Below are 18,650 nucleotides of genomic sequence, written 5' to 3'. Positions count from 1 at the left end.
GGTGATAGAACGTGTTCCTACTCACGGGGCGGGCACGCCCCGCCGCGTCATGGACGGCCGCCGCCGAACCATTCGCCGGCGGAGCGGGACGGGGGCTCGGGGACGGCGTCGCGCGTCCCGCCCGCGTCCGGCGCGCCCTGCGGCCGCCCGCGCGAGGCGAGGCGCTCGCGGAGCTCGGCCTCGGCGCGCGCGTCCTCCTCGGTCGGCGACATGGCGATGATGAGCAGCAGGACCGTCGCCACCACGCCGACGCCGACCACGAGCGGCAGCACGAAGTCGATCGCCCCCGCCCCGGAGGGCGACTCGGTGCCGTGGTGCGCCTCGACCCGCATGGCCGCCATGCCGGTGTAGTGCATGCCGCACACCGCGATCCCCATGATCGCCGCCGCGCCGGCGGTCGCCGCCATGCCGGTGACCCGGACGCTGAACCACAGCGCGACGGTCGCCGCCACCAGCGCGATCACCACCGACAGCCCGACCAGGGCGGGCCGGTAGCCCACGTGCGCGGACATGTTCATGGCCTTCATGCCGGTGTAGTGCATGCTCGCCACGCCGGCCCCGGTGATCAGGCCGGCGGCGATCACCACTGGCGTCCCCGACCCGCCGAAGCCGACCAGGAACAGCCCGACGGCGACGACCGCGATCGCGGTGAGGCAGCTCAGCAGGGTGAGCGGCACGTCGTAGCGGATCTCGGTGTGCGCGACGCTGAAGCCGAGCATCGCGATGAAGTGCATCACCCAGATGCCGGTGCCCCCGATCGCCAGCGCGGCGAGCGCCAGCCAGTAGGCGCGCGAGCCGCCGGCGGACGCCCGCGCGCGGGTCGTGCACAGCAGCCCCAGCAGCGAGCCGACGAACGACATGACATAGGCGGCCGCCGGTGTCAGCGGCCCGTAGGCGAAGTGATGGACCTCCGTCATGAGACTCCCCCGGGAACGTTCCATCCAGTGATCGCCGCATCATAACGACGGTGATCATGACGAAACCCGTGCGCGACCAGGGGAATACTGGCCGGTATTGGACGAGCCGTCACCAGGCGGATCCGTGCGGCGCCGCTGCGTCAGAAACGGGGGATCCGGGGCGGCCCCGCCCCGCGGAACCGCTCCGTCAGGGGGTGATGGCCATGGCCGCGAGGACGCGGGCGGCCAGCTCGTCGTCGCCCTTCGTCTCGACGGTGACGGCGTCCGGGGCGCAGCGCCCCGCGGTCAGGCGAACGTAGGTCTCCCAGGCCATCGCCAGCTCGGCGGTGGGCGACCCGGGATCGGACGGGTGGCCGCGGCCGTCCTCGTCCACCGTGACCGCGGCGCGGAAGTCGGGCGGGCCGGTGATCGCGAAGCTCACGGACCGGCCGGGCCCGGCCTTCGCGCGGCGGGCGACGATGAGCGGCAGGCCGCGGCTCATCAGCTCCCAGAAGCAGTGCGCCGCCGGGGCGTCCAGGTTGCCGGGACGGCCGACCGCGCGGCGGATGTCCTGCTCGTGGGTCCAGCAGTCCATGGCGCGGAACTTCATGAGCCGCGAGTACGGGCCTTCCCTGCCGTCCGGGCACATGACGATCTTGTCGGGGTCCAGGCCGGGCAGCTGGGCGAGGCGGCGCTCCAGCACGTCCGCCAGCTCCGCGGCCACGTCCGGCCCGGGGACGGGGCGCCGCGCGTGCACCGCGATCTCCAGGTACCGGCCGAAGTCGTTGCGGACGTGCTCGGACTCGGGAAGCTCGACCTCGGGGGCGGGGTCCCCGAGGAGGTCGTGCTCCACCCCGGCGAGGTGGGCGAACTGGTCCTTGACCGTCCAGCCGGGGCATTCGGTCGGCCGGTCCCAGTCGGCCTCGCCGAGCGTCCCCGCGAGCGCGAGGGCCGAGCGGAGCGTCTGCTCGTAGGCGGCGGTGTTGGCCTGCATCTCGGTCATGTCAGCCTCCATCTGCCCGACGAGCTTAGAGCCGCCCCGGCCGGAGCGCCCGGCCGGGACGGCCCAGGGCGCTCAGGCGTCGAGGGCGCCGCCGATCACGGTCGCGTAGGCGGCCTCGCCCCGGGCGTTGGGGTGGAGCGGGGCGGCGGCGTTGAGCGGCACGTAGCCCTCGATCCAGCGCCTGGACGCCGACTGGCAGGCGTCGTGCCCGGCGCTGGGGGCGACGAGGTCGATGTAGGTGGCGCCGCGGGCGGCGGTCTCCCGGCGGATGACATCGTTCAAGGCGTTGACGGCGCCCTGCAGGAAGTTGGCGTCCACCGGCAGGACGGGCTGGACGGGCCAGCAGCCGTCCTTCTTGATGTAGAGGCCGTAGCCGGTGACGACGACGCGGGCCTGCGGGGAGCGGGCGCGGATGCCGTCCAGGACGGCGGCGAGCCGGGGGCCGAGGTCGCGGGTGCGCTGGGCGACCCGCTCCTCGAACTCGCCCTTGCACGGGGTGGCGGTCGGGTCGAGATTGACGCAGTCCTCGGCGACCCCGACGAGGCCGACGTCGTTGCCGCCGATGGTGAGGGTGACCAGCGTGGTGGACGGGCGGAGCGCGTCGAGCTGGGGCGGGACGGTGCCGGTGTCGACGCCGCCGACGCTGGTGCTCTGCGGGGCGGTCATGTGCGAGGTCTTCGCGCCGCTGCACGTGACGTCCCGGAGGGAGGCGCCGAGCTCGGCGGCCAGCTCGTGCGGGTAGTTGCGGGTGGAGCGCCCGCATCCGATCGGACCGGTGATGTCGGGGATGAGGGGCCCGGAGGCCATCGAGTCGCCGAGGGCGACGTACTCCACGGTGGCCGCCTGGACGGGCGCCGCGACCGCGCCGAGGGCGGCCCCGGCCAGGACGATCGCGCCGACCATGCCGTTGAACAGACGCTTCATGGTGACTCCCGGCGTCATGGACGATGTCGCCGTGATCGTCCAGAATCTGGACACACCGTTCAATTGGCGTGAAAACAGACTCTTCCGGGAGCCGTTGTGACGCGGGACAACCTGCCGCCGCTGTGCATGGCCGGACGGCCGATGGCGGCCCGTCTGCGGGCCCGCGCGCCGCGGCTGACCCGCCGCGTGGTCGCGCGGCTGCTCGCCGAGCTGCCCGTCTACGCGGAACTGCCGCAGGAGGAGGTCGCCGGGGACGTCGCCGGGATCGTCCAGCACAGCCTGCGGCAGTTCGCGGACGTGCTGGAGCGGCGCCGGCCCGCCGCGCCCGGCGAGTTCGCCCGCCAGCGCGACTCGGCGGCGCTGCGGGCCGAGGAGGGCGTGCCGCTGGACGCGATCCTCGCCGCGTACCAGATCGGCGCGGCGATGGCGTGGGACGAGCTGACCGCCGGCGCCGAGCCGGCCGACCTGCCCGCCCTCCAGGAGGCGCTCGGCTACTTCCTCGACTTCCAGCGGCTGCTGATCTCGGCCGTCAGCGCCGCCTACCTGGAGGTCCGGCAGATCCTCGACAGCCAGGAGCACGGCGGCCGGCACGCCCTGATGACCGCGCTCCTGGACGGTGACGCCACCGGCCACCGGCCGGCGCCCCGCTACGCCGTCCTAACGCTCGCGTTCGCCCCGCATCCGGACGAGCTGGGCGCGGGGCGGCGCGCCCGGATCGCGGCCCGCCGCAAGATCCGCCGCGTCCGCACCGTCCTGGACGACGTCGCCGACGAGCCCGCCCTCACCGCCCTGGACGCCTCGGGCGGGACGGCCCTGCTCCCCTTCTCCGCCGGTGAGGACGTCCTGCGCGACCTGGTGACGGCGGCGGCGAAGGCGGCCGGCATCGGCGTCACGGCGGCGGCGGAGATCACCGGCCCCGCCGGGGTCCCCGCGGCCGTCACCCGCACCTCGGAGATCATGGAGCTGGTGCGCCGCGCGGGCCGCCCGCCCGGCCTGTACCGGCTCGCCGACGTCCTGCTGGACTACCAGCTGAGCCGCCCGAGCGGCGCCCTGCCCGCGCTCGCCGGGCTGCTGGCGCCGCTGGACCGCAAGCCCGACCTGCTGCGCACCCTGGAGCACTACCTGGCCTGCGACCTGAACCGCCGGGCGACCGGTGCGGCCCTGCACGTCCACCCGAACACGGTGGCCTACCGGGTCCGCCGCATCAGCGCCCTCACCGGCCTGGACCCGTCGTGCCCCGGGGACCTCCGGCTGCTGCACGCGGCGCTCGTCGCCCGGCGCTCGCTGGCCTGACCGTCAGGCGTGGTCGATGCGGAGGTGGAGGTCGAGGGTCGCCAGTTCGAGGTGCGGCTCGTGGCAGCGCTCGCACGCCCATACGCCGCTCGGCACGGTGAAGCCGCGCGCGGCGGCGTCGTCGCGCGCGCAGAGCAGCGTGTAGGTCTGGACGAGGCCTCGCCACGTCCGCCGGATCGCCGATGACATTCCCGCTCCCCCCGGAGCCGTACGTTCGTATTCGGCCCAGGATATGGCAACGGGAATGTCAAGGCGAAACGCCGGGGGTCACTGCCCGATCTTCACCCCGGGCTGGCCCTGCCGGTACTGCAGTGGCCGGGCGGCTCGCCGGCCGCGGGCCTCGGCCGCGCCGCGGACCCGGAAGAGCGGCAGGATCGTCCGCCCGAAGGTGTTCTCCATCATCATCGCCGCCGCCGCGTACAGGGCCAGCACCGCCGTGACGACGAACAGCCAGCCGCCGACGTCCGACGCCCAGTCGGACGGGGCCCAGAAGCCGCCGGCGGTGAAGCCCGCCGCGGCCGACAGGCACGCCAGAAGCACCGCCAGCACGAGGTTCTCGGCCAGCGCGGCGAGCGCGCACAGCCCGGTGATCGCCGCGAGGGCGATGTACCAGAACGCGAAGCCCTCGCTCGGGTTCCCGGGGACCGGAGCGAGTGCCGCGGGGAAGGCGCCCACGCTCACCAGCGCGAACAGCAGGCCCCAGGCCGTCCAGAACGCGCCCCACATGCCGTGTATCGCGGTGGCGATCCCGTCGCGCGCCCGGTAGGCCCACATGCCCGCCAGGATCTGGGCGATGCCGGCGAAGAGCACCAGCGGCCACAGGATCAGCGGGGTGAGGGGGCCGCCGTACCACTCGGCCTCCCAGGCTCCGACCATCATCGTCGCCGTCGCGAGCCCGAACAGCCCGAGGATGGACGGTGCCGCGATGGGCTGCAGGAAGATGCGGGTCCGGTCCTCCCAGAACGCGTGCTCGCCGGGTTCGTCCACGCCCCGGCCGGGTGCGGCCGTGGCGGCGCCGGGAGTCGCCATGCCCCCCGCCTGGCCGGCCATGCCCTGACCTGACATGCCTTGGCCCGACATGCCCTGGCCGGCCGCGCCCTGACCGGTGTGCTCGCCGGGCGCCGGCGGGGCGGCACGCTCTTTACGCCTTGCCATGAGATCCCCCTGTGGAATTCGGAGAGCTGTAAATGCGTCCCTAACCGGGGTATTGGCGACCAAACAGTCGGACATTCACCTTTCCCCGGTACAAACGGGGACATTTACGGAGAATTCGAACCGACGTGGGGATCCGATGAACGTCAGCGCCGCGGACGGCAGTGGATCTGCAGGCCGGGGGACGTGTGCCAGCCGATCATCGCGAAGAGCCGGTCGATGTGCGGCGAGACCGCGTGCAGGACGAGCAGCCGGCCGTGCTCGTCGAGGTCGCGGGCGGCCTTGGTGAAGGCGCGCAGGCCGGCGACGTCCACGAACTCCACGGCGGTCAGGTCGACGTGCAGGTCACCGGGCATGCGGGCCTGGGCGGCGTGCAGGGCATTGCCGACGTCCGGGGCGTTGGAGACGTCGATCTCGCCGGACATCTGGAGCCGGGGCGACGCCGACGCGGCCGCGATGCGCAGCAGCGCCGTGTCGTGCTCGACGATGTCGTAGCGGGGCGCCGCCGCCCGCGCCCCGGAGTCGAGGCCGCCCTCGCCGTCGGTGATCCGCCAGACCGTCATCCGCTCCTCGCCCTCGACGGGGCGCCGCTACCGTGCGCGGCCCCGTATATGCCAGGCTCTCACCTGTCGGCACCTTCTGAACCCCACCGGGCGGATTTCATGGACGAGAAGGCGATTCTGGAACGTATCAACGAGTTCATCGAGGAGGAGCACGCGCTCCGGCAGGCGCACGAGCGGGCCGAGACGAGCAATGCCGACGCGCAGCAGCGGCTGCGGCGGCTGGAGGTGGCGCTCGACCAGTGCTGGGATCTCCTGCGGCAGCGGCGGGCCCGCATCGCGGCGGGACAGAACCCCGACGACGCCGAGGTCCGTCCCGCCGCGGAGGTCGAGAACTACCGCCAGTGACCCCTCACGGGACCCTGCCGGTAACCCCTCACGGGACCATCCAGCCGAGCACGCCGGTCGACTGCAGGCCCGACAGCAGGCACATCCCGGCGAGGAACAGCAGGCTCCAGAGGACGACGCGGCGGAAGATGTCCCCCTCGCGCCCGTCCAGGCCCACCGCCGCGGCGGCGATGGCGAGGTTCTGCGGGGACACCATCTTGCCGAGGACGCCGCCGGAGCTGTTGGTCGCGGCCATCAGCACCGTCGACAGGTCGGCCTTGTTCGCGGCCGTGACCTGCAGGGCACCGAACAGCGAGTTGGACGAGGTGTCCGACCCGGTGACGGCGGTACCGAGCCAGCCGAGGATCGGCGACAGCAGCGCGAACCCGGCGCCTGCCCCGGCCATCCAGGTGCCGAGCGTGACCGTCTGCCCGGACGCGTTCATCACGAACGCGAGGGCGAGCACGGCCATCACGGTGACGATCGCCCACTTGAGCTGGACGAGGGTCGTCCAGTAGGCGCGCAGGGCCTTGCCGAAGCCGATCCCGAGGGCGGCCATGCTGATCAGCCCTGCGACGAGCATCTGCGTTCCGGGCGTCGTCAGGTAGTTGAAGCTGAAGGTGGGCAGGGTCAGCGGCCGGCCGGTCGGCCCGGTGAGGTCCAGGCCGGGCCAGGAGAACGTCCGCGTGGCCTTGTCCAGGAGGTCCTTGACCTGGTCGATCTGGCAGACGACGAAGACCGCGATGATGATCGCGTAGGGGGCGTAGGCGCGGGCGACCTCGGCGCGCGAGTCCTTGGCGCGCTCGTCCTTGGCGCCGCCCTCGACGCGGGCGGCGAACTCGGGAGTGGGCTCGTCGGCGGCGCCGCCGGCGACGGGGGCGGGCTGGGCGGGCGTCGCGGAGGGCCGCAGCCGGACGACGAGCACGACCGCGGCGGCCGAGACCAGCGACGCCACGACGTCGGCGAGCGGCACCGAGATGAAGTTCGCGGTGATGTACTGCGCGACGCCGAACGCGGCGCCGCAGAGCAGGGCGGTGGGCCAGGTCTCGCGGAAGCCGCGCCGCCCGTCCACGATGTAGACGAGCACGAGCGGGACGAACACGGCGAGGATGGGGGTCTGCCGGCCGACCATGGCGCCGAGCGTGTCGCTGGACTCGCCGGTGACCTTGCCGAGGGTGAGGATCGGCGTCGCCATCGCGCCGAACGCGACCGGCGCGGTGTTGGCGGTGAGGGCGAGGACGGCGGCCTTGATCGGCTGGAAGCCGAGCGCGATCAGCATGACCGAGGTGACCGCGACGGGCGTGCCGAACCCGGCAAGCGCTTCCAGCAGCGCGCCGAACGAGAACGCGATCAGCACGGCCTGCAGCCGGCTGTCGTCGCTGACCTGCGCGAACGACCGGCGGAGCACGTCGAAGTGCCCTGTCGTCACGGTCATGTTGTAGACCCAGAGGGCGTTGATGACGATCCACAGGATCGGGTAGAAGCCGAACGCGGCACCCTCGGTCGCGGCGAGGAACGCCTGGTCGGCGGGCATCCCGTACGTCCAGACGGCGACCAGTAGGGAGACGGCCAGCGCGATCAGGGACGCCAGCCACGCGCGCATGCGGACGCCGCCGAGCAGGACGAACAGCACGGCCAGCGGCAGCGCGGCGACCAGGGAACTCCAGCCGAGCGAGTCGGCGACGGGATCGAGGACCTGCTGGTACACGGCGATCACCTCGCGGGTAGGGAGCACGCCCCCGAGCAGATGATCGATACCCATCCGCATGACGCGGATCACCTTGATAGTGAACTTTTCAAACAGTCAGAGGTCGCGCAGGAGCCGGGCCGGGGTGATGGGCAGGTCGCGGACGCGGATCCCGGTCGCGTGGTGGACCGCGTTGCCGATGGCGGCGGCGGCCCCGACGATGCCGATCTCGCCGATGCCCTTGGAGCCCATCGGGTTCAGGTGCGGGTCGGACTCCTCCACCCACGCCGCGTCGATGTCCCGCACGTCGGCGCAGGCCGGGACGTGGTACTGCGCGAGGTCGCGGTTCAGGTAGTCGCCGAACTCGGCGTCCATGACGCTCTCCTCCATCAGCGCCATGCCGAGCCCCATCGTCATGCCGCCGATGAACTGGGAGCGCGCGGTCTTGGGGTTGATGATCCGGCCGGCGGCGAACACGCCGAGCATGCGGCGGACGCGGATCTCGCCGGTGTCGGCGTCCACCTCGACCTCGGCGAACTGCGCGCCGAAGGCGTGCCGGGCGTAGGCGTCCCGCGCCTTCAGCTCCGCGGTCGTGTCGGCCGACGCCTCGACCCCCTCAGACGGGATCCCGCCGTGTTCCCTGTGGGGGGACGACCCCCCACGCCCCCCGGCAACCCCGCCGTGTTCCCTGTGGGGGGACGACCCCCCACGCCCCCCGGCAACCCCGCCGTTGAGCTCGTCCTTAAGGGCCTCGCAGGCTCGGACGACGGCCGTGCCCCACCCCGCCGTCCCGGCGGACCCTCCGGCGACGGAGGCCCTGGGGAGCGAGCTGTCGCCGATCTCGATCCGCACGTTGCCGAGGTCCTCCTTGAGCGTCTCCGCGGCGATCAGGGCGAGGGCGGTCCGGGCGCCGGTGCCGATGTCGGCGGCGGCGATCCGGACGGTGAACGTCCCGTCGGGCTCGGCGCGGGCAGTCGCCCGGTTGGGGCGCTGGTACGCCGGATACGTGGACGCGGCCACGCCCGTGCCGACGAGCTTGCGGCCCTCCCACCGGACGCCCGGTCGCGGGTCGCGTCCGTCCCATCCGAAACGGGCGGCGCCCTCCCGCAGGCAGGCGACGAGGTTGCGCGAGCTGAACGGCAGGCCGCTCTCCGGCTCGCGGTCGGGCTCGTTGCGGATCCGCAGCTCGACGGGGTCGACGCCCGCCGCGACGGCCAGCTCGTCCATCGCCGATTCGAGCGCGTACATGCCGGGCGTCTCGCCCGGGGCGCGCATCCAGGACGGCGTGGGGACGTCCAGCTTGACGACGCGGTGGGTCGTGCGGCGGTGCGGGGCCTGGTACATGACGCGGGTCGGCGTCGTGGTCTGCTCCGCGAACTCCTTGACCGTGGACGTCTGCTCCACGGCGTCGTGGATGATCGCGTTCAGGCGTCCGTCGTCGCCGGCGCCGAGCCTGACGCGCTGGATGGTCGGCGTCCGGTAGCCGGTGGTGGCGAACATCTGCTGCCGGGGGACGGCGAACTTGACGGGACGGTTCGCCGCGCGCGCGGCCATCACGGCGAGGACGGCGTTCGGCCGCGGCAGCCCCTTGGAGCCGAACCCGCCGCCGACGTGGGGCGACACGACGCGCACCTGCCCCGGATCGAGCCCGAAGATCTTGGCGATGGTGGCCTGGACGGTCGACGCCCCCTGGTTCGAGTCGTGGAGCGTGAGGGTGCCGTCGTCGTTCCACTGGGCGATCGTGGTGTGCGGCTCCATCGGGTTGTTGTGCTCGGCCGGGGTCGTGTAGGTGACGTCGATCCGCACGGCCGCGTCCCCGAAGGCGTCCTCGGGGTCGCCCTGCTCGGTGTCCGCCGGGAAGACGGGGTTCACCTTGTCGGGCTTGTAGAGCCCGGGATGGCCGGCGCGGAGCGTGACGTCCGGTTCCTCCTCCGCGTACTCCACGTGGACGAGACGTGCCGCCTCCCTCGCCGTTTCGAGGGTCTCGGCGACCACGGCCGCGACGAACTGGCCGCGGTAGGAGACCGTCCGCGACTGGAAGAGGGCCAGCTCACCGTCGGAGACGTCGGCGAGTTCTGGCGCGTTCTCGCAGGACAGCACGGCGAGCACACCGGGCAGCCTCCGCGCGGCCTCCGTGTCGACGGACGTGACGCTGCCCTTGCCCACGCTCGCCTGGACCGCGGCCGCGTACGCGACGTTCTCCACCGGGTACTCGAACGCGTACCGCGCCGTTCCGGTGACCTTCTCGCGGCTCTCCAGCCGGTCGGTCATGAGGCCTCCCCCAGTTCGGTCAGCGTCCGGACGATCAGATTGCGCGCCAGCGGCACCTTGTACGCGTTGTCGCGCAGGGGCTCGGCGGCCTCCAGTTCGGCCTCGGCGGCGCGCAGGAACGACTCCCTCGTCGCCTGGGCGCCCCGGAGCGCCTCCTCCGCGCGCAGCGCCCGCCACGGCTTGTGGGCGATGCCGCCCAGGGCCAGCCGCACGTCCCGCACCTGACCGTCGTCCACGTCCAGGGCGGCGGCCACGGAGACCAGGGCGAAGGCGAACGACGCGCGTTCCCGGACCTTGCGGTAGCGGGACGGCATGCCCAGCGGAGGAACCTCCACGGCGGTGATGAGGTCGCCCGGTTCGAGCGTGGTGTCGCGTTCCGGCTCGTTGTCGGGGAGCCTGTGCAGATCCTCGAAGGGGACGGTCCTCTCCCCGCCGCGCCCGTGGACCCGGACGGACGCGCCCAGGGCCGCCAGCGCGACCGCCATGTCGGACGGGTGCGTCGCCACGCACGCCTCCGAGTGGCCCAGGATCGCCAGGTTGCGGTGCTCGCCCTCCCGTGCGGGACATCCGCTGCCGGGGTTCCGCTTGTTGCACGGCTTGGAGGCGTCCTGGAAGTAGGAGCAGCGGGTGCGCTGGAGCAGGTTGCCGCCGACGGTCGCCAGGTTGCGTATCTGGCCGGACGCCCCCGCGAGGACGGCCTGTGCCAGCACGGGGTGCCCCTCGCGCACGGTCCGGTCCGCGGCGAGCGCGCTGTTGCTCACCGCCGCACCGATGATGAGGCTCCCGTCAGGCCGCAGTTCGATCTGGTCGTGCGGCAGGTGCGAGACGTCGACGAGCCTCGCCGGCTCCTCCACCCCGAGCCGCATCAGGTCCACGAGGTTGGTCCCGCCGCCCAGATAGACGGCTCCGGCCTCGTGCCGCTGGAGGGCGTCCTCGGCACTGGTGGCGCGCTCGTAGGCGAAGGGCCTCATGCTCCGGCCGCCTCCCTGCGCTGCGCGGCCTGTTTCACGGCCGCGACGATGCCGACGTACGCACCGCACCGGCAGAGGTTGCCGCTCATGCGTTCACGGATCTCGTCGTCGTCCAGGACGGGATCGGAGCGAAGGTCGCGGGTCACAGCGCTCGGCCAGCCGCGTTCTGCCTCGTCCAGTACTGCCGTCGCGGAGCAGAGCTGGCCAGGTGTGCAGTAACCGCACTGGAACGCGTCGTTCTCGACGAACGCCTCCTGCACGGGGCTGAGCCGTCCGTCGCCCTGCGCCAGCCCCTCGACCGTGACGATCTCCGCCCCATCGTGGGCGACGGCCAGGGCAAGGCATCCGTTCGCACGGCGTCCGTCGAGAAGGATGGTGCACGCACCGCACTGACCGTGGTCGCAGCCCTTCTTCGAACCCGTCAGCCCGAGGTCTTCACGCAGGACGTCCAGGAGCGACGCCCGCGTATCGACGTTCAGCCGGTGCTCCGTGCCGTTCACGCGCAGGGTGATGTCGGCGTGTACCGGGGTGGCTTCGCTGTCCATGCCCGACTGCCTACCCCGGATCATCGATCGGTCACAAGACCTCGACGGCGGCGTCCACGGCGCCCCGGACGTCGCCGCCCGGCGGATACAGCAGCGACCGTCCCACGACGAGGCCCTTCACCCCCGGGATCCGCATCGCGCGCCGCCACCCGTCCCGCACCGCGCGCGGGTCACCGGCGACCTCGCCGCCGAGCAGCAGCGCGGGCAGCGTCGTCGCCGCCATCACCCGCTCCATCTCCGGGACGACCGGCACCTTCAGCCACGTGTACGCCGACGTCACACCGAGCCCGGACGCGACCGACACCGCCCGGATCATCGCCTCGGGCGTCAGCAGGTTCCGGACGCGGCCCTCGATCCGGTGCGCCACGAACGGCTCCACCATCGCCATCAGCCGGTGCCGCGCGAGCCCCGACACCGCCCGCGCACAGCCCTCCAGCGTCCGGGCGGTCGCCGGGTCGGCGTCGTCGACGCGCAGCAGCATCTTGCCGCCGTCCAGCCGCGCCGCGGCGATCGCGTCCGCGTCGTAGGCGGTGAACCGGTCGTCGATCTCGAAGGACGTCCCGGCGAGGCCGCCCCGGTTCATCGACCCGATCGCCAGCCGGGCGTCGAGGACGCCGAGCAGCATCAGGTCCTCCAGGACGTCGGGGGTGCCGAGCACGCCGTCCACCCCGGGCCGGTCGAGCGCGACGCACAGCCGGTCGAGCAGGTCGGCGCGGTCGGCCATCGCCACCGGGTCGCCGCCGACGCCGAGCGCGCCGCGCGCCGGATGGTCCGCCGCGATGATCATCAGCCGGCCGGACTCGCCGGGCGGCGCGTCCCGCCGCACCCGCCGCGCCGCCGCCTCGGCGATCGCCTCCGGCCGCGCGGCCCGCACGTCGGCCAGGTCGCTGATGCGCACGCCGCCGAGTCTGCTGATGATCACCTCGCCGTGTCAATCGGCCGGTCGGTCGGAGTCGGAGAGGATCTCCACCACCTGGCGGGCCGTCTCGGTGGGCAGCGGCGCCGGGAGGCCCTTCCACTTGCGGGACGCGGCCACCGCCGCGGCGCCCGCCCCTCCCCCGTACACCGCCGCGGCGACGAAGGACGCCAGCTCGGGCGGCAGCTTCCGCTCCAGGAGCAGCACGTTCATCCGGTAGGTGGCGGCGGTCGCGAGGACCCCGAAGGCCCCCGCGACGGCGCCCAGCCGCAGCGCCGGGACGCGCTGCCTGGCCTTGTCGATCATCTCCTGCTGCGCGGCCTCGACCACCCGCCGGGCGAGCACGAGGTTCTGCTCCAGCGGGTCGCCGGCCTCCACCGGTTCGCGCGACTCCGTCATGACCTCGCCTTACCCGCAGATGGGGATGAGAATCGGGCGAGCAAAGTGTCACTTCAAGTGACTTTACGTGTGCTGTAGGTTACCGAGCCGGACCCGACAGAGAGGCCGGTGGATGCAACCGTTCGAGCTGCCCGACTTCTACGTCCCGTACCCCGCGCGGCTGAACCCGCACCTGGAGAGCGCGCGGGCGCACACGATGGCGTGGGCGCGCGAGATGCGGATGCTGGACGAGCACCGGGACCCCGGCACCCCCGACATCTGGGACGAACGCGCGCTCGAAGCCATGGACTATCCGCTCCTGTGCGCCTACACGCACCCGGACTGCGACGGGCCCGAACTCGACCTCGTCACCGACTGGTACGTCTGGGTGTTCTACTTCGACGACCATTTCCTGGAGGTCTTCAAGAAGCCGCACGACCAGGAGGGCGCGCGGTCGTACCTCGACCGGCTGCCGCTGTTCATGTCGCTCGACCCGCCGGAGCCGGTGAACGCCGTCGAGCGCGGTCTCGCCGACCTGTGGGCGCGGACCGTCCCGTCGAGGTCGGACGCCTGGCGGCGCCGCTTCTCCGCCAGCACCCTCAACCTGCTGCGCGAGTCGCTGTGGGAGCTGTCCAACATCAGCACCGGGCGGATCCCGAACCCCGTCGAGTACATCGAGATGCGCCGCAAGGTCGGCGGCGCGCCCTGGTCGGCGGACCTCGCCGAACTCGCGGCGGGCGTCGAACTGCCCGAACGCGTCGTGGGGACGCGCCCGCTGCGCGTCCTCAAGGACACCTTCTCCGACGCCGTGCACCTGCGGAACGACCTCTTCTCCTACCAGCGGGAGACCGAATCCGAGGGCGAGGTGAACAACTGCGTCCTGGTGATGGAGCACTTCCTGTCGGTGGCGCCCCAGGTCGCCGCGGACACGGTCAACGACCTGCTGACCTCGCGCCTGCGCCAGTTCGAGAACACCGCGCTGACCGAACTGCCGCACATCGTCGAGGACCACGCGCTCGACCCGGTCGAGCGCGCTCGCGTCGCGGCCTACGTGAAGGCCCTCCAGGACTGGCAGTCCGGCGGCCACGAGTGGCACCTGCGCTCCAGCCGCTACATGAACAAGAAGTCCATCGGCATGTCGGCCGCCCGCATCCCGGCGCTGCTGAATTCCGCAAGGATCAGCCTGCCCCACGTCCCATTCCAGCGAGTCGGCCCAACACCCCTGCCCGAGTTCGACATCCCGTACCCGCCCCGCGTGAACCCGCACCGCGCCAACGCAGGCCGCAACGTCATCGCCTGGGCCCGCGAGATGGGCATGTTCGACCCGCAGCCGCGCACGCCCGTCCCGGTCTGGAGCGCCGAGAGGCTCACCGGGATGGCTCTGGAGGTCTGTGCCGCGTCCCTGGCCCCGGACGCGGAGCCCGAGGCGCTCGACCTCGCGACCCAGTGGCTGGCCTGCGGAACCTTCGGCGACGACTACTTCCCCGCCGTCTTCAACCGCGACCGCGACATGGCCGGCGCGAAGCTGTTCCACGCCCGCGTCCCGTCCTTCATGCCCCTGGACCGCGGCGCGAGCCCGCCGCCGGAGAACCCCTTCGAGGCCGCGCTCGCCGACCTGTGGCACCGCACCGCCACCCCCATGGATGACACCGCCCGCCGCGAGTTCCGCGCCGCCGTCGAGCACATGACCGAAAGCTGGCTGTGGGAGTTGAACAACCACCTCCACTCCCGCGTCCCCGACCCCGTCGACTACATCGAGATGCGCCGCCGCACCTTCGGCTCCCAGCTCACGATGAGCCTGTCCCGCATCGAGCGCGCACCCGAGATCCCCGCACACGTCTTCCAGACCCGCACGCTCCGCGAGATCGACGCCTCCGCGATGGACGTCGGCTGCCTCCTCAACGACTGCTTCTCCTACCAGAAGGAGATCGAGTACGAGGGCGAGCTGAACAACGGCATCCTCGCCGTAGAGAACTTCTTCGGCTGCGGCCGCGACGAGGCCCTGCCCATCGTCAACGACCTCATCACCTCACGCCGCCGCCAGTTCGAACACCTGGCCACCACCGAGCTCCCGGCCCTCTGCGACGACCTCGGCCTGGACGCCCCGGCCCGCACGGCCCTCGCGTCCTACATCGACGAACTCCGCGACTGGATGACCGGCATCCTCAAATGGCACCGCGAATCCGACCGCTACGACGAACGCGAGCCCACCCCGCGCCTCCCGAAACCCACCGGCCTCGGCACCTCCGCCGTCCACCTCTTCACCCGCACGGTCAGCCCACCGACCGTCCCGGCCCCCCGAACCGCAAGCCCAGGATCATGAAGCCCCCGCTCACCCAGCCCACCGACCGCTGGTCGGTGGGCGCCAGGTCACCCGGCCCGGCATGACTCAAGCCCCCTGTCGCGAGCATGTCCGCGACGAAGTCATCGTCTCGCCGTAACGTGGATGCCGGTCGCGGCGTCCTACACGCGGGCCGCCCGATCGTTACGCGCCCGGTAGTCGGGCTCGCCGTACAAATTTCCCGGCCTCCTTCAAACGCTTTGGCGGGGTGACACGACGTTGATGCGTGAGGGCATGGAGAGATCTGCGTAGAACCTCGCCGGAGGTCCTTGCGGCGATAGCGTCGAACGCGACCTTCGTCGTTTCCTGGCAGGTGGGGCTGATGGCGCTGGGTGTGCTGGTCAGCTGGGGCGGGTGGCGGCTGGTCGTGCAGAGGCAACGGCAGGCGGCGCTGCGGGAGGTCCTGTCGCGCGCCTCGGCCGGGACCGTGGTCGTGTATGAGGACGGCCCCGACGGCCAGCGCGTGCGGATCTGGGCGAGCGACCAGCCGGACACGCCCCCGCCGCCCTCACCTCCGTCACCGGGCTCACCGTGATCAGCCCGGAGGAACAGGCCGCCGTCTGCGTGCTGTTCCGCGCGGAGGCGGAGGGGCTGTTCGCTTTCGCGTGGGCCGCGCTCACCCAAGGCGACGCCGAGACGGCCAGGGATCTGGTCCAGCAGACGTTTCAGGCGGCGATCGTGGCCTGGGCCGACCTGGCGGCACGAGACACCGAAGGACAGCGCAGATGGCTGTATCAGGTCCTCAAGTACAAGGCGATCGACGAGTGGCGCAAACAGCGGCGGGTGTGCCCAGTGGACGAGGTCGAGACCGACGATCCCATCGATCACGACAGCCTGGACGTCGGCCATCAGGTGATGTGTACGGCCGCGCTCCAAGAATGCTGGAATCTCATCGCCAAGATGCCGCCGGATCGTGCCCGCGTGGCGCATCTGCGCTGGGGAGAGGGCTGGACCACTCGCGAGATCGCCGATCGGCTGGGCATCGCTGCGAGCACGGTCCGCGGTCACATAATGAAGGCGCGCAGCGAGTTGTTGTTGAGGGTGGGACCACAGGTCCCGTTCATCGACGATTCTGAAGAAGAAGGATGGGGAAGGGGGACGGCATCATGAGCAGTATCGAATCCCGTATCGAGCCCGCCGCCCCGCCTGTGCGCTCGAGTTTTCGGACGCTGCTCGCGGTCGACATCGAGGGGTACAGCGCCAGGGGGCCGCGCCAGCAACTCAAGGCGCAACAGACGCTGCTGAACGCGATGGAGACCGCGGCCGAAGACGCCGAGCTCGAAAGAGGCCGGTGGCTGCAGCAGGTCAACGGTGACGGCCAGCCGACAGTGCTGCCGCACGACGTCGACATTGTCACCGTCGTCGGCCGGTTCGCTCCCGCCCTCGAACGGACACTGGCGGCGATGCGCAAGGACGCCGGCGCGTCCGGTTCGCCGCGCGTACGGCTCGCACTCCACTGCGGCCCGCAGATCTTGACATCGGACGCATCTCTCGGCCCCGCCGCGGACGTGGTCGTCCAACGGCTGCTCAGCTCCCGTCCGCTTCGCAGGTACCTGCGTGTCCATCCGGAGCGGAACGTCGCGCTGATCGTGTCCGATCTGATTTTCCGCAACGTGGTCCGCAGTGGCTTGTGCGCACTGCCTCCAGAGCAGTTCCGCCCCATTCGTACGGTTGTCGAAAACACCGTCTACCGCGGCCACATCTACCTCCCCGGCAAGGGCACCGACGAGAACACACGGGGCAGCGACCTGCACGCCGCCGAGGCTTCCGCGGCCCCGGTGAGTGCCGATGAGCCCTTCGACGAGCGGGGCGCAGAACTGTACCGGCGGGTTCTGGAGCAGGCACAGCAGAATCCCCCCAGCTACGACGTCCAAGCCGAACTCGGCCGGTTGACCGACTGGATGAGTGCCGCACAGCGTCCACGGCCCGACGCCGCGACAACGGGCCGACAGAACTCCGACATCGGCCCATCGCCGACACCTGGCTTCGCTCATGCCCCGAAACCAGGCTTCTTGGAGCAGCTCACCCTCCCGGAGCAGGACGCGCTCTTCGCGTCCGCGCGGGAGGTCGTGCACCCGGTCGGCGCGGTGCTGTGGGCCGAGGGCCAGTCCGCCGACCACATCATCGTGATCAAGTCGGGCTCGGCTCGGGTCAGCGTCGAGCGGGACGGCCGCGAGCGGATCATCGCCATCCGCGGCCCCGGCGACATCCTGGGCGAACGTGCCGCGCTGATGCTGCGCCGCCGCTCGGCCACCGTCGTCGCGATGGACACGCTGCACGCCCTGCTCCTGTCCACGCAGGAGTTCGTCGCCTACCTCAGCGACCACCCGCGCGTCGTGGCCGTCCTGGAACACGAGATGTACGACCGGATGTTGATGAACCGCACTCCAGCCGCGCATGACGCGCCGCGGGGCTTCGCCATCCCTCACCCGATGCCGATCGGTGACCCGGCGGCACACCCGGCTCCCAGCACGCTGCCGGATCAGCGCACCGACCCGTCCGAGAACGGGCCGCCCCAGCCCAGGCCGACCAACTCGCCGAGCCAGGCCAGGTCACCCTGGTCAGGCTCGAACTGCACCATCCTCTTCACCGACATCGTGGGCTTCAGCTCATTCGAAAGCGACGTCGTCCGCATCGATCTACGCCGCGCCATGTACCGAGCCCTCAAGAAGGCGTTCGAGGACGCCGCCATCCCTTGGGACGCCTCCCACATCGAGGACCGCGGCGACGGCGCGCTCATCATCGTCCCCACCGAGGTACCCGCCGCCGTGATCGACCCGATGCTGAGCTCGCTCGCCGCGCGGCTGGGACGGCACAACGGCGAGTCGAGCGGAGCCCTCCGCATCCAGCTCAGGGTCGCGGTGCACGTCGGCCGAGCGATGCCCGATCCGCCCGGCATGTCCGGATCATCCATCATCACGGCGGCCCGGCTGCTCGACGCCCCGCCGCTGAAGGACCGGCTCACCACGACCGGCGCCGACCTCGGCGTCATCGCGTCCCGGCCCCTCTACGACGAGGTGGTCGTCCCCGACCACATGCACGCCTCCGAGTACGAGCGGGTCACATGCCGGGTCAAGGGGACCTACCTCGAAGGCTGGATCCGCCTCTATGGTCTCGACACCACCACGGACGACGACGCCCTGCCGGCTACTCGCCGGCGGCCGTGAACGGCCAGGCACCCGGCGGGGTGTCGACTTTCCGCAAGATCGAGGCGGCGCGGGTGCCGTCGGGGATCAGGCTGGTGACCACAGGATGTGGCGTGGCCTCGTAGCGCCGCCGTCTCGTTGCGCTCCACGGGTGTGCCAGGTGGGGCAGTAGTCCGGGGTGCAACGGTGACGACTCCCCCACGCCGGGGACGGTTCCAACCGCCACCGCCACCGCCAGCG

18 protein-coding genes are annotated in these 18,650 nt (G+C 71.9%); 6 read left to right on the top strand and 12 right to left on the bottom strand.

Annotation, left to right across the window (positions count from 1 at the left end; translation table 11 throughout):
- Positions 1-47 precede the first annotated feature (47 nt).
- The 3 genes from BM339_RS33290 to BM339_RS33280 form a co-directional block, all read right to left on the bottom strand.
- Complete coding sequence (locus BM339_RS33290; protein WP_075023422.1) at positions 48-917, bottom strand: MHYT domain-containing protein; 870 nt, start codon at positions 915-917, stop codon at positions 48-50.
- A gap of 187 nt (positions 918-1,104) precedes the next feature.
- Positions 1,105-1,899 (bottom strand): maleylpyruvate isomerase family mycothiol-dependent enzyme, encoded by a 795-nt coding sequence (locus BM339_RS33285; protein WP_075023421.1) that lies wholly within the window; start codon positions 1,897-1,899, stop codon positions 1,105-1,107.
- Positions 1,900-1,971: 72 nt separating this feature from the next.
- Positions 1,972-2,823, bottom strand: a complete 852-nt coding sequence (locus BM339_RS33280) for an SGNH/GDSL hydrolase family protein (RefSeq protein ID WP_256255570.1) — start codon at positions 2,821-2,823, stop codon at positions 1,972-1,974.
- A gap of 96 nt (positions 2,824-2,919) precedes the next feature.
- Between BM339_RS33280 and BM339_RS33275 the strand changes: the two genes are divergently transcribed.
- Positions 2,920-4,116 (top strand): PucR family transcriptional regulator, encoded by a 1,197-nt coding sequence (locus tag BM339_RS33275; RefSeq protein ID WP_256255569.1) that lies wholly within the window; start codon positions 2,920-2,922, stop codon positions 4,114-4,116.
- Between the two features lie 3 nt (positions 4,117-4,119).
- On the opposite strand, the gene BM339_RS33270 is transcribed toward BM339_RS33275, so the two are convergent.
- From BM339_RS33270 to BM339_RS33260, 3 genes are all read right to left on the bottom strand, one after another.
- Positions 4,120-4,305, bottom strand: coding sequence for a hypothetical protein (locus BM339_RS33270; protein WP_021597869.1), 186 nt, complete (start codon positions 4,303-4,305; stop codon positions 4,120-4,122).
- A 78-nt stretch (positions 4,306-4,383) separates the two neighbouring features.
- Positions 4,384-5,271: an acetate uptake transporter family protein gene (locus BM339_RS33265; RefSeq protein ID WP_177287844.1), complete on the bottom strand. Its 888-nt coding sequence runs from the start codon at positions 5,269-5,271 to the stop codon at positions 4,384-4,386.
- Positions 5,272-5,414: 143 nt separating this feature from the next.
- Entirely contained in the window at positions 5,415-5,831 is a 417-nt protein-coding gene (locus BM339_RS33260; RefSeq protein WP_021597867.1) for an STAS domain-containing protein, read from the bottom strand.
- A gap of 99 nt (positions 5,832-5,930) precedes the next feature.
- Here BM339_RS33260 and BM339_RS33255 point away from each other — a divergent pair, with 99 nt between their 5' ends.
- Entirely contained in the window at positions 5,931-6,176 is a 246-nt protein-coding gene (locus BM339_RS33255) for a DUF2630 family protein (protein WP_021597866.1), read from the top strand.
- A gap of 28 nt (positions 6,177-6,204) precedes the next feature.
- On the opposite strand, the gene BM339_RS33250 is transcribed toward BM339_RS33255, so the two are convergent.
- Genes BM339_RS33250 through BM339_RS33225 form a run of 6 tightly spaced genes read right to left on the bottom strand, consistent with a single transcriptional unit; the run spans position 6,205 to position 12,944 of the window.
- Entirely contained in the window at positions 6,205-7,923 is a 1,719-nt protein-coding gene (locus BM339_RS33250) for an L-lactate permease (protein WP_021597865.1), read from the bottom strand.
- Between the two features lie 36 nt (positions 7,924-7,959).
- A complete protein-coding gene (locus BM339_RS33245; RefSeq protein WP_075023419.1) occupies positions 7,960-10,113 on the bottom strand; it encodes a xanthine dehydrogenase family protein molybdopterin-binding subunit in 2,154 nt (717 codons plus the stop codon).
- Positions 10,110-11,084, bottom strand: coding sequence for an FAD binding domain-containing protein (locus tag BM339_RS33240; protein ID WP_075023418.1), 975 nt, complete (start codon positions 11,082-11,084; stop codon positions 10,110-10,112). Before BM339_RS33240 ends, BM339_RS33245 begins: the two co-directional genes overlap by 4 nt.
- The gene (locus tag BM339_RS33235) at positions 11,081-11,629 is read right to left on the bottom strand and encodes a (2Fe-2S)-binding protein (protein ID WP_075023417.1); all 549 of its coding nucleotides are present in this window, start codon (positions 11,627-11,629) and stop codon (positions 11,081-11,083) included. The genes BM339_RS33240 and BM339_RS33235 overlap by 4 nt, the downstream gene beginning before the upstream one ends.
- A gap of 31 nt (positions 11,630-11,660) precedes the next feature.
- Positions 11,661-12,551, bottom strand: coding sequence for a Cgl0159 family (beta/alpha)8-fold protein (locus BM339_RS33230; protein WP_412516582.1), 891 nt, complete (start codon positions 12,549-12,551; stop codon positions 11,661-11,663).
- Positions 12,552-12,560: 9 nt separating this feature from the next.
- Complete coding sequence (locus BM339_RS33225) at positions 12,561-12,944, bottom strand: phage holin family protein (protein WP_021594948.1); 384 nt, start codon at positions 12,942-12,944, stop codon at positions 12,561-12,563.
- Between the two features lie 112 nt (positions 12,945-13,056).
- On the opposite strand from BM339_RS33225, the gene BM339_RS33220 reads away from it, so the two are divergent.
- From BM339_RS33220 to BM339_RS33205, 4 genes are all read left to right on the top strand, one after another.
- A complete protein-coding gene (locus BM339_RS33220; RefSeq protein ID WP_075023416.1) occupies positions 13,057-15,246 on the top strand; it encodes a terpene synthase family protein in 2,190 nt (729 codons plus the stop codon).
- 340 nt (positions 15,247-15,586) lie between these two features.
- Entirely contained in the window at positions 15,587-15,799 is a 213-nt protein-coding gene (locus BM339_RS33215; protein WP_024935384.1) for a hypothetical protein, read from the top strand.
- A complete protein-coding gene (locus tag BM339_RS33210; protein ID WP_021594951.1) occupies positions 15,796-16,374 on the top strand; it encodes an RNA polymerase sigma factor in 579 nt (192 codons plus the stop codon). Before BM339_RS33215 ends, BM339_RS33210 begins: the two co-directional genes overlap by 4 nt.
- Positions 16,371-18,431 (top strand): cyclic nucleotide-binding domain-containing protein, encoded by a 2,061-nt coding sequence (locus tag BM339_RS33205; protein ID WP_143118705.1) that lies wholly within the window; start codon positions 16,371-16,373, stop codon positions 18,429-18,431. Before BM339_RS33210 ends, BM339_RS33205 begins: the two co-directional genes overlap by 4 nt.
- The last annotated feature ends 219 nt before the right edge of the window (positions 18,432-18,650 follow it).

This window comes from Actinomadura madurae (assembly GCF_900115095.1).
GTDB classification, from domain to species: domain Bacteria; phylum Actinomycetota; class Actinomycetes; order Streptosporangiales; family Streptosporangiaceae; genus Spirillospora; species Spirillospora madurae.
Note: the sequence above shows the minus strand (reverse complement) of the source record. Positions and strands in the feature narration are given on the sequence as shown.